The sequence below is a fragment of the Nitratidesulfovibrio oxamicus genome, from assembly GCF_015731765.1.
In the GTDB taxonomy this organism is placed as follows: Bacteria; Desulfobacterota; Desulfovibrionia; order Desulfovibrionales; family Desulfovibrionaceae; genus Cupidesulfovibrio; species Cupidesulfovibrio oxamicus.
Genome location: NZ_VRYY01000813.1, coordinates 1 through 10,416, shown reverse-complemented (window position 1 = coordinate 10,416; position 10,416 = coordinate 1). Strand labels below are relative to the sequence as shown.

The following is a 10,416-nucleotide window of genomic DNA, read 5'->3' as shown; positions in this document are numbered from 1 at the left end:
GACAGCCTGGCCTCGAACCACGACCTGGACCTGTGGAACGAGGCCCGCGCCCTGCGCGACCTGCCCGCCGGGCACGACCTGCCGCCCGCCGCCCTGCTGCGCCTGCTGACCGTGTGCGGCGCAACCGCCCTTGGCCGGGGCGACATCGGCGTCATGGCTCCGGGCCGCCGCGCGCGGCTGGCCCTGCTGCCCCAAGATTTTTCCCAAGCATTGGGGACAACCCCGTAACCCCCACACCCACATGCAGCACGCACAACGCCCCACGTGGCCCCACAAGGACCTGCTGGACGTCACCCAGCTGACGCAGGCAGAGCTGTTCCACCTGCTGGACACGGCGGCCCAGTTCCACGACATCAACCGCCGCCCCGTGAAGAAGGTGCCCACCCTGAAGGGCAAGAGCGTGGTGCTGTTCTTCGCGGAGCCGAGCACCCGCACCAAGACCTCGTTCGACGTGGCGGGCAAGCGGCTTTCCGCAGACACCTTCTCGCTGGCCAAGAGCGGATCCAGCCTGTCCAAGGGCGAAAGCCTGAAGGACACCGCGCTCACCCTGCAGGCCATGACGCCGGACATCATCGTCATCCGCCATTCGTCCAGCGGCGCGGCGCAGTTTCTGGCCGAGCGGCTGGACTGCTCGGTGGTCAACGCGGGCGACGGCTGGCACGCCCACCCTACCCAGGCCCTGCTGGACTGCTATTCACTGCGCCAGGTCTGGGGCGACACCTTCGAGGGGCGCACCCTGCTCATCCTGGGTGACATCGCCCACAGCCGGGTGGCCCGCTCCAACGTGCACCTGCTCTCGTCGCTGGGGGTAAAGGTGCGGCTGTGCGCGCCGCGCACCCTGCTGCCCGCCGGGGTGCACAACTGGCCGGTGACCATCTTCAACCGGCTGGACGACGCCGTGCAGGGCGCGGACGCGGTGATGTGCCTGCGCCTGCAACTGGAACGCCAGCAGGCGGGCCTGCTGCCCGACCTGCGTGAATACGCGCAGCGTTTCTGCCTGTCGCCCCGGCATCTGGCCATGGCCGCGCCGGGGGCGCGGGTGCTGCACCCCGGCCCCATGAACCGTGGGCTGGAAATCTCGTCCGTGCTGGCCGACGCGCCCGAAAGCCTGATCCTGGACCAGGTGGCCGCGGGCGTGGCCACGCGCATGGCAATCCTTTTCCTGCTCGCCACCCGCACCGGCATAGAGCAGACCGCCGACAACGGAGGCCGCGCATGACCGCCACCACTTCCCCTTCCCTGTTCCTTCGCAATGCCCGCCTGCTGGGGCGCATGGTGGACGTTGCCGTGGCCGACGGGCGCATCGCGTCCGTGACCGACAGCGGCGCGGGCTGCACGCCCGCCGGGGCGGAGAGCATCGACGCCAAGGGCATGGTGCTGTTTCCGGCCTTCATCGACGCGCACACCCACATGCGCGAACCGGGTCAGGAGTACAAGGAAGACATCGCCAGCGGGCTTGCCGCCGCCGCCCACGGCGGGTTCGGGGCCGTGCTGTGCATGGCCAACACCAAGCCGGTCAACGACGACGCCTCCATCACCCGCGACATGATCGACACCGCCCGCCGCCACTGGCCGCACGGCCCGCGCCTGCACCCCATCGGTGCGGCCACCGTGGGCCTGAAGGGCACGGAGCTTGCCCCGCTGGCCGAACTGGCCGAGGCGGGCTGCGTGGCGTTTTCCAACGACGGCGCGCCCGTGCCGGATACCGAAATGTTTCGCCGCTGCGTGGAATATGCCGCAGACCAGGGCAAGGTGGTCATCGACCACTGCGAGGACCCCTACCTGGCCAAGGGCGCGCACATGAACGAGGGCGAGACCAGCGGGCGCATAGGGGTGAAGGGCCAGCCGGACATCGGCGAGGCGCTGCACGTGGCGCGCGACATCCTGCTGGCCGACTACCTGAAGCTGCCCATCCACCTCGCGCACATCTCGTGCCGCCGCTCGGTGGAACTGATCGCCTGGGCCAAGCAGCGCGGCGTGCCGGTAACGGCGGAAACCTGCCCCCACTACCTGCTGCTGACCGACAGGGAACTCTTGGGCTACGACACCAAGGCCAAGGTCAACCCGCCCCTGCGCACCGACGACGACGTGGCCGCCCTGCGCGCGGCGGTGAAGTCCGGCGTCATCGACATCCTGGCCACCGACCATGCCCCGCACGCGGCGCACGAAAAGGAAACCCCGCTGGACGAGGCCCCTAATGGGATCACAGGCCTTGATACCGCCGTGGCCCTGACCTGGGGGCTGGTGCGCGAAGGCGTGCTGACGGAAGCCGACCTGATGCGCCTGTGGGCGGCGGAACCGGGGAGGATCTTCGGACTGCCCGTGAACGGATTTGGCGTCGGCGACCCGGCGGATTTCTTTCTGCTGGACCCGGAGGAGAGGTGGGTGCCTTCGCGCGAAACCATGCACTCGAAGAGTCTGAACACGCCGTTCCTGGGGAAGGAGTTGGTGGGGAGGGTCAAGGCGTTGTGGCTTGGCGGGGTGAAGGTGGTGTAGGGGGCGGGGGTAAGGCCGCAGGCAAAGAAGAGAGGCCGTACGCTATTGGACGCGGCCTCCACGAAGACACGCCAGCCTACCCCCGACAGCCCCCACCCCACTCCCCCTTGCATCCAGCGCCACTTTTGTGCATTTTGGCACAATCAGGCGGGCGCACTTCCCGTGCGCACGCACCCAGTGCTGCCCACCCGGCGCCACCAGCCATGACCGGCCCACATCCGCAGGCTAGCCGGGCCACGGCTACCGGCCCCGTCGTTCCCCGCCTAGCCGTCTTGACTTTTCGGGCCGCGCCTGTGATGCACGGATGGCACCGCGCCGGAGGGCGCGCTTTTCATCACTTTCAGGAGGACAGGGATGAGCCAACCTTTCAAGGACGCCATAGCCATCTGCAAGGCCATCCTTCGCAACGGCTACGACGCCTACGTGGTCAACGCGCAGTTGCAAAAGGAACTGCTGGATGGCCGCGAAATCGAAATCGACATCGCCTGCGAGCCCGACTACGAAGAGCTCGGCAAGCTTTTCCCCAGCCTCGAGCGCTCCAACGAAGACGGCGTGGTCGCCACCATGCGCGAAGGCGGGGCGCTGATCCGCTTCTACCACACCGACACCGAAGAATCCTCGCACCCGGAACATACCCTGGCCCGCATCACCCCGCGCATGCTGCGCGTGCTGGAAGAGCAGGGCAAGATGCCCCCCGCCCTGGCCTGTCCGTACATCGCCCATACCGGCGATGTGTACGAGGGCTTCGAGGATTTCTCGAAAGGCAAGGTGCAGTTGCGCGGCATTCCTGACGAAACCCTGCGCCGCAACTACCTGCTGGTCATCCGGGCCATGCGTTTTGCGGCCAACTTCGACCTGCCCATAGAGCCCAACTCGTGGATCGCCATCATCCGCGCCGCCAGCCGCGTGCTGGACTACGTGCGCATCTCGGACATCATGGACGAGTGGCGCAAGGTGGAAGCCGAGTGCATGTGGAAGTTCGTCCGGCTGCTGTTCGATTCGCAGGTGCTGCACGGCCTGCTGCCCGAAGTGGCGGCCCTGTCCCGCGTGCGCCAGCAGCGCAATGACGAGGGCGTGGAAGAAACCGTGCTCGACCACACCATCGAGTGCGTGCGCCACTACCCCGAAGGCGAATACAACTACGACTGGCTGGGCACCTTCGCCATGCTGTTCCACGACGTGGGCAAGCTGTACACGGCGGAATACTTCGACGGTAAGTGGAACTTCTACCAGCACCATCGCGTGGGCGCGAAGGTAACGCGCAAGCTGCTGCGCCGCCTGCACTTCTCGCCGGAAGACGTGGAACAGGTGTGCCATCTGGTGCGCCATCACATGCGCTTCCACTTCATGCTCACCGACCGGGGCATCCGCCGCTTCAAGTCGCTGGACGAGTACCCCCGGCTCATCGAAATGGCCCGCGCCGATCTGGAAGCCCGAGGCGGCAGCTACACCTACTTCAATCACAACATGAAGTACCTGGAGCGCGCCGAAACCCCGGAACAGATGCTGGAACCTCTGCTGAACGGCAACGAGATCATGGAATTCACCAGCCTGCACCCCGGCCCCCAGGTGGGCATGCTGCGCGATGCGCTGCTGAAGGCGCAGGTGGCGGGCGAAGTGACCAGCGTGCCCGAAGCCGTGGACTACGTGCGCGAGTACAAGGCGAAGAATTTCGGCTAGCGCCGGATTGATTCATTCCTTGCGAGACGCGGGGGGAGGGACGTTGGTTCCTTCCCCCGTTTTTTTGTGGGGGAGGGGGAGGGGAAGGGGGAGGGGGAGGGGGAAGAAGAAGGAGAGGTGTTGTGCCTTGTCGGACACGGTTTCTACGAAGACACGTGTGCCCTTTCGATCACGCTCGATTTCGTTATGTCTCCGACGGGCAGGGTGTGTTGTAACGCCCCCCCCTGCACCCCCGCGTTCCAGGGGCTCCGCCCCTTGGAACCCCGGGGCATCCTGCGCGGCGCCCCTGCGGCGGCAGCTTCCCTGCGGCGCAAGGCGCCTTCGGGTGATCTGCCGCCGGTGACGCCAATGCGCGCGAAGCTCCCGGAGTCCTGACCAAGCGTGGGTGCCTTTATCCACACATGTCATGCACCGCATTCCTGTGCCGGGCAGCTTCCCTCGGCCAAAGCGCCTTCGGGTCATCTGCCCGACGGAATGCGATGTGCGCGCATCTCACGTCGTAATGGCAAAAGTTCAGGTTGTGCATTGCCCGAAAGGCGATGGCAAAAGGAGCGAAGTCAGCACAAAGGGCCGAAGAACAGGCAAGGCTTTCCATTTGTCCGTCCCGTTCATGGCACAGACAGATACCTCCAACCCTCGAACCGACCTGCCTCTGGCAAAAATATCTGCCGGAGATATCCCCTACCGCCAGCCGGTAAGCGCCCGCGCCACCTCGCGGCCATCGGAACGGCGGGTGAGGATGTGCACGAAGCGGGCGGCACCCGGCGCTGGGGTATTGGCGGGCGCGGGCAGGCACTGTGCCTCCACCGTGTCGCCGTACACCGTCTCGGCCCGAAAGTGCATGTCCAGCCACGTCGGGCGGGATGTCTCCTGCACCTTGGCCGGCACGCCCTCCAGCGCCCAGTCCAGGTAGCGCACGTTGTTCACGTGGCGGTTGCGGTCCATGTCGGCCCGACGCACCGCGAAAGACAAGGACGAGAGCGGCGCGGCGTCTTCCGGCGGTGCGGGGGGTCGCCGGTCGCCCAGCAGCCCGCCATCCAGCGCCAACGGCGGGTTTTCCGGCAGCAGGGCCGCCACCGTGGGAGGAATGCGTTCCGGCCTGCGGGTGGCCAGGTTGATGACCACCCAGAACGAGGCCCCGCGCGCCACCATCGCCCCATCCTGCCCCAGCATCAGGTAGTCGCGCCGAAATTGCAGCCGCTCCACCCCGCACGGCCAGGTGCGCACCGTCACCGTCTCGCCCTCCGCCGGGGCGCGCTCCACCTGCACCGCCAGTCGGGCCAGCACCCACGCCTGCCCCTGTTCGTGCAGCGCCGCCAGCGAAAGCCCCAGCCTGTCCGCATGGCTCCCCGCCGCCTCTTGCAGGTAGTCGCAGATGATCTGCGCGGAAACGGTGCCGTCCGGTCCCACCTCGTACCCCCGCACCCGGAAGGTCTCGTGGTGCACGCGCAGGTCCGCAGGCACGGAGGCTCCAGAACTGTCGAAACCTGGCGCGGCCCCGGATACCGCTGGCGCGCCAGGTGCGCGGGCCGCGTCGGTCGCGCCCAACGTTCCGGATGTACCCGGTGCGTCGGATGCCGGGGCGGTGTGGCCAGAGGGAGATTCGTGGCGGGTAGGCATGGGCGGTTCCTTGTCCGGTTGGCCGAGTGTCCGCTTGATGGCGCGGGATGAGGGAACAGGAGCAGCAGTGCGGTCCGTGCGGCGAAAGCCGCGACATCACGGCGCACCGCCACGGCATAGCGCCGCCTTGGCCCGGCGTCCAGTGTCGTCCGGAAGGGTGGGCTGCCGCAGCGCGCACAGCATTACCCGGCCCGCATACCCGGCGCGTTGCCCGCCCGGCATACGCCCCGGCACACGCATCTGCGCACGCATCCGCATGGACAGGCCACCCGCAACGCCTGTCCCATGGCACCATGCGCCCTGCTTTCCCCCCCGCGCAATCGCAGACCGCCCCTGTCCCGCCTTGACACCTGCCCGCCCTGCGCCTATCTGTTGCTCCTTCAACAGTTGCACTGGCAACAATAGGACATTTCGCATGGAACAGAGACTCACATCCTTTGCCTACCGCGTGGGCCAGCTGCGTCGCCTGGTGTTGCTGCTGGCCCTGGAACGCATCACCCCGCTGGGGCCGGTGGGCCAGGGACAGATACCCTTCCTGGCCGAACTCTTTCAGGGCGGCGACGGCGTATCGCAGGAAGAATTGGCCGAAAAGCTGCACTTCGACAAGGGTTCCGCCGCCCGCTCGCTGGCCAAGCTGGAGACCTCCGGGCTGGTGACCCGCACCGTGAACCCGCGCAACCGCCGCCAACTGGTCATCACCCTGACCCCGCAGGCCGAAGAACTGCGCGCCCCCTTTCTGGCCGCCCTGCGCGAACTGACCAAAACCATGGTGCGCGGATTTTCCGGCGAGGAACGCGAACAGGCCCTGGGGTTTCTGGACCGCATGATCTCAAACGTGCTGGCCGAACTGGGCAGACCGGACAGGACGGCCAAACCGGAAAGGCCCGCCGAACCGGAACAACTGAACATGTCCGGCGGCACCAGCACGGCCTGTCCCGCCTGTCCCGCATGTCCCGCATGTCCGGCATGTCGGGCAGACCCGGCAGACCAGACTGGCGCGACAGCGCAGACATGCCCGACAGGCCAGGCTGACCCGAATGGCCCGTCGTGCGGAGGCACGCCATGAGCCCCGCCTCCTTCCCCTTCAGCACGCCGGGGCACGGGGCCTCCGCACCCGGCACGGCTCCCGCGTCCGTTTCGCGCGGGGCGGTGCTGTTCGTGGTCAGCACGTCCATGATCCTCATGCCGCTGATGATGTCCGCCGTGGGCGTCTCGCTGCCCGCCATCGGACGCGACCTTGCCGCCACGGCCATGCAGGTGGGTCTGGTGGAAACCACCTACGTCATGGCCCTTTCGGTGTTCCTGCTGATCATGGGCCGCCTTGGCGACATCTTCGGGCGGCGCAGGTTGTTCCTGGCGGGCCTTGTGCTGTTCACCGCCATCACCGCCGTGCTCTCGCTGTCGCAGTCCATCCGCATGGTCATCGGCCTGCGCTTTCTGCAGGGCATGGGCGCGGCCATGATCGTGGCCAACAGCTTCGCCATCATGCTCGAAGTCTTCCCGCGCGAGGAACGTGGCCGGGCCATCGGCATCGTCTCTGCGGCGGCCTATGCAGGCATTTCGTGCGGGCCGCTGATCGGGGGATTCCTGACCACCCACTTCGGGTGGCGCTGGGTGTTCCTGATGGTGCTGCCCTTCGGCATCTCCGCGCTGCTGCTGGTGTTTACCAAATTGCGCGGCGAATGGCGCTCTGCCCGGGGCGAACCCTTCGACCTGCGCGGCAGCCTGGTCTACGCGGGCGCCATCGTGCTGCTTACCCTGGGTTCCTCGCATCTGGACGAAGGCGCATGGGCCTGGGGGGCGCTGGCCGCCGGGCTGGCCTGCGGCGGACTGTTCCTGTGGCTGGAATCGCGCACTCCCTTTCCGCTGCTGGAAGTCACCCTGCTCTCGCGCAACCGGCTGTTCACGCTCAGTTGCCTGTCCGCGCTCATCAACTATGCCTCCACCTTCGGGGTGTTGTTCTTTCTGGGGCTGTACCTGCAATACGTGCGCGGGCTTACCCCCAGCGATGCGGGCCTGCTGATGATCATCCAGCCGGTGATCCAGATGGTGCTTTCGCCCATCGGCGGACGGTTGGCCGACCGCTTTCCCGCCGAACGCGTGGCCACCGTGGGCATGGTGCTGTGCGCCGTGGGCCTTGGCGTGGCCGCGTTCATCGGACAGGACACCTCCACCGCGCTCACCGTGGTGGTGCTGGTGCTGCTGGGCGTGGGCTACGGCCTGTTCGCCTCGCCCAACGCCAGCGCCATCGTGGGCAGCGTGGAGCCGCGCCACCTGGGCGTGGCCTCCGGCATGACCAGCACCATGCGCACCCTGGGCATGATGGCCTCCATGATCGTGGTGACCATCGTGTTTTCCGTGTTCATGGGCGGGGAGCCGGTGTCGGCAGCCACCCTGCCGGGCTTTCTGGCCTCCATGCGCACCGCGCTGTGGACCTTCTGCGCGCTGTGCGCGGTGGGGGTGCTGCTGTCCGTGGGACGCATGAAGGACAAGGGCCGTACGCCGGGCACACCGACGCCGACCGATGCCGACGGCACCCCCTGACGCACGCCCCGCGCGGGTTGAGCGGCATTTGGACCGGGCGGGAACGGGCGGGACCGGGCGGAACGGGCGGGAACGGGCGGGTCTTCCCCTCGCGGCCATTCCGCTGTATTGCCTGCGAGCCGCGCACCTGAATGCAGCGCGTGCGCACATCGCACGTCCGGCCACCACACGTCCGGGTGACGCGCACTGGACGAATCCGCCGCGCGGGCTTACCCATACCGTCATGCCGCCCGTGCGGCCCACCCCTTGCCCCCCATCACGCATGATCGACATACTGAACCTGACCTACGACGAACTGGAAGCGTGGATGACCGACGCGCTCGGCGAGCCGCGCTTTCGCGCCCGTCAGGTGTGGCAGTGGCTGTGGCAGAAGAATGCCCGGTCCTTCGACGCCATGACCAACGTTTCCAAGGCCACCCGTGCCCGGCTGGCCGAGGCGGCCCGCATCACCTGGCCCGAAGTCCGCACCGTGAAGACCAGCAGCGACGGCACGGTAAAGTTCCTGCTGGCCCTGGCCGACGGCGCGCTGGTGGAAACCGTGCTGATTCCCAGTGAATCGCGCGAGGGCAAGGTGCGCATGACCCAGTGCCTGTCCTGCCAGGTGGGCTGCGCCATGGGCTGCACCTTTTGCAGCACCGGCAGCATGGGCTTCGAACGCAACATGACCATGGCCGAGATTCTCGGGCAGGTGCTGGTGGCGCGCGAGCACCTGGGCGACGACCGGCCCGACCACCCCATCGTGCGCAATCTGGTGTTCATGGGCATGGGCGAGCCGCTGCTGAACCTGAACGAGGTCATGCGCAGCCTGCGCACCCTCAACGACGAATTCGGGCTGTGCTTCTCGCCCCGGCGCATCACCGTTTCCACCTGCGGCATCGAAAAGGGCCTGCGCGAACTGGGCGAAAGCGGGCTGGCCTTTCTGGCCGTGTCGCTGCACGCGCCCAACCAGGAACTGCGGGCGCGCATCATGCCGCGCGCGGCGCGCTGGACCCTGGACGACCTGATGGCCGCGCTGGAATCGTATCCGTTGAAGACGCGAGAGCGCATCACCTTCGAATACCTGCTGCTGGGCGGGGTGAACGATTCCATCGACCATGCGCGCGAACTGGTGCGCCTTGTGTCGCGCACCAAGGCCAAGCTGAACCTCATCGTGTACAACCCGGCGGAGGGGCTGCCCTACGAGGCCCCCAGCCAGGCGCGCATCCTGGCCTTCGAGCAATATCTGTGGTCCAAGAACGTCACGGCCATCATCCGCAAGAGCAAGGGCCAGGACATCAAGGCCGCCTGCGGCCAGTTGAAGGCCTCCGAACTGGCGGAATCGGCGGGGACGGCGGGGACGAACGATCCGGCGAAAGACGCTGAATAACCTGAAGAAGCGGCGGAAATGACGCCGTTTGCAGCGGCGACCGCGCCGCAGCAGCAGCATGTTACCCCCCCCCCGCAGCTCCACGACGCGAAAAAGCCCGGCCAAAAGGCCGGGCTTTTTCGTTGCCGGTCGGCGGGACCGACGCGCGGGAAGAATGCCTGCCGTGTCGCGGGATGCGCGAGGCAAATCAGGCGGCCTCGACTGGGTGGGCAGGTTGGGTGCGCCGAGCCGGGTGAACAGGATCGGGTTGGCAGGATCGGGGGGCCTGGACAGTCGGAACCGGGGCGAGCCGGGCGCACCGCTCCGGCGTTTGGCAACAGGCCGACACGAGCACTGCATCGCCGCGAGCGCCTCGCCCCCTAGCCTTTCTCGTTCACCGCCGCCGCGTCCAGCAGGCGGGCCAGCAGGTCGCGCTGTCGCTCGCCCTGCCGCACGAACGCACCGCCCGCGAAAAGCTCGTCGTCTTCCCGCCGTGCCGATTCCACGCGCAGGGCGAACAGGGTCCATCCCCTGCCGTCGGCCATGGGCAGGGCCAATTCGCACAGTGCGCCATCCGTGCCTTCCAGCCATGGGCACAGGGTCCCGCACTGGCCCACAAGCTGGACGCCGTACGGCGACAGCCGGTGCACCCGCACCGGGGCGGGCATGACCTGGCTGCCCAGCGGGCGCAGATGCGCCGGGCACGACACCGCCACGCCCGCGTCGGGGGG

General features: G+C 67.6%; 7 protein-coding genes and 2 pseudogenes. 7 read left to right on the top strand and 2 right to left on the bottom strand.

The window, feature by feature from the left end; translation table 11 throughout:
* The 4 genes and pseudogenes from FVW20_RS19180 to FVW20_RS19165 form a co-directional block, all read left to right on the top strand.
* Positions 1 to 228: pseudogene (locus FVW20_RS19180) on the top strand (amidohydrolase family protein); the annotation flags it as partial.
* Positions 229 to 241: 13 nt separating this feature from the next.
* Positions 242 to 1,219 (top strand): aspartate carbamoyltransferase catalytic subunit, encoded by a 978-nt coding sequence (locus tag FVW20_RS19175; RefSeq protein ID WP_196610822.1) that lies wholly within the window; start codon positions 242 to 244, stop codon positions 1,217 to 1,219.
* On the top strand, positions 1,216 to 2,496 hold the full coding sequence (locus FVW20_RS19170) for a dihydroorotase (RefSeq protein ID WP_196610821.1): 1,281 nt from the start codon (positions 1,216 to 1,218) through the stop codon (positions 2,494 to 2,496). The genes FVW20_RS19175 and FVW20_RS19170 overlap by 4 nt, the downstream gene beginning before the upstream one ends.
* Before the next feature lie 354 nt (positions 2,497 to 2,850).
* Positions 2,851 to 4,176, top strand: coding sequence for an HD domain-containing protein (locus tag FVW20_RS19165; RefSeq protein ID WP_196610820.1), 1,326 nt, complete (start codon positions 2,851 to 2,853; stop codon positions 4,174 to 4,176).
* Positions 4,177 to 4,857: 681 nt separating this feature from the next.
* Here FVW20_RS19165 and FVW20_RS19160 read toward each other — a convergent pair.
* The gene (locus FVW20_RS19160) at positions 4,858 to 5,796 is read right to left on the bottom strand and encodes an acyl-[acyl-carrier-protein] thioesterase (RefSeq protein ID WP_196610819.1); all 939 of its coding nucleotides are present in this window, start codon (positions 5,794 to 5,796) and stop codon (positions 4,858 to 4,860) included.
* A gap of 415 nt (positions 5,797 to 6,211) precedes the next feature.
* Here FVW20_RS19160 and FVW20_RS19155 point away from each other — a divergent pair, with 415 nt between their 5' ends.
* From FVW20_RS19155 to rlmN, 3 genes are all read left to right on the top strand, one after another.
* Positions 6,212 to 6,862: a MarR family winged helix-turn-helix transcriptional regulator gene (locus FVW20_RS19155; protein WP_231039267.1), complete on the top strand. Its 651-nt coding sequence runs from the start codon at positions 6,212 to 6,214 to the stop codon at positions 6,860 to 6,862.
* Positions 6,859 to 8,340, top strand: coding sequence for an MFS transporter (locus FVW20_RS19150; RefSeq protein ID WP_196610818.1), 1,482 nt, complete (start codon positions 6,859 to 6,861; stop codon positions 8,338 to 8,340). The genes FVW20_RS19155 and FVW20_RS19150 overlap by 4 nt, the downstream gene beginning before the upstream one ends.
* Before the next feature lie 262 nt (positions 8,341 to 8,602).
* On the top strand, positions 8,603 to 9,706 hold the full coding sequence (gene rlmN, locus FVW20_RS19145) for a dual-specificity RNA methyltransferase RlmN (protein WP_196610817.1): 1,104 nt from the start codon (positions 8,603 to 8,605) through the stop codon (positions 9,704 to 9,706).
* A 359-nt stretch (positions 9,707 to 10,065) separates the two neighbouring features.
* Here rlmN and FVW20_RS19140 read toward each other — a convergent pair.
* Positions 10,066 to 10,416: pseudogene (locus FVW20_RS19140) on the bottom strand (hypothetical protein); the annotation flags it as partial.

Bases quoted from the DNA above. Each gene is read 5' to 3' on its own strand.
- FVW20_RS19175 (WP_196610822.1), top strand. From the start codon at position 242: ATGCAGCACGCACAACGCCCCACGTGGCCCCACAAGGACCTGCTGGAC.
- FVW20_RS19170 (WP_196610821.1), top strand. From the start codon at position 1,216: ATGACCGCCACCACTTCCCCTTCCCTGTTCCTTCGCAATGCCCGCCTG.
- FVW20_RS19165 (WP_196610820.1), top strand. From the start codon at position 2,851: ATGAGCCAACCTTTCAAGGACGCCATAGCCATCTGCAAGGCCATCCTT.
- FVW20_RS19160 (WP_196610819.1), bottom strand. From the start codon at position 5,796: ATGCCTACCCGCCACGAATCTCCCTCTGGCCACACCGCCCCGGCATCC.
- FVW20_RS19155 (WP_231039267.1), top strand. From the start codon at position 6,212: ATGGAACAGAGACTCACATCCTTTGCCTACCGCGTGGGCCAGCTGCGT.
- FVW20_RS19150 (WP_196610818.1), top strand. From the start codon at position 6,859: ATGAGCCCCGCCTCCTTCCCCTTCAGCACGCCGGGGCACGGGGCCTCC.
- rlmN (WP_196610817.1), top strand. From the start codon at position 8,603: ATGATCGACATACTGAACCTGACCTACGACGAACTGGAAGCGTGGATG.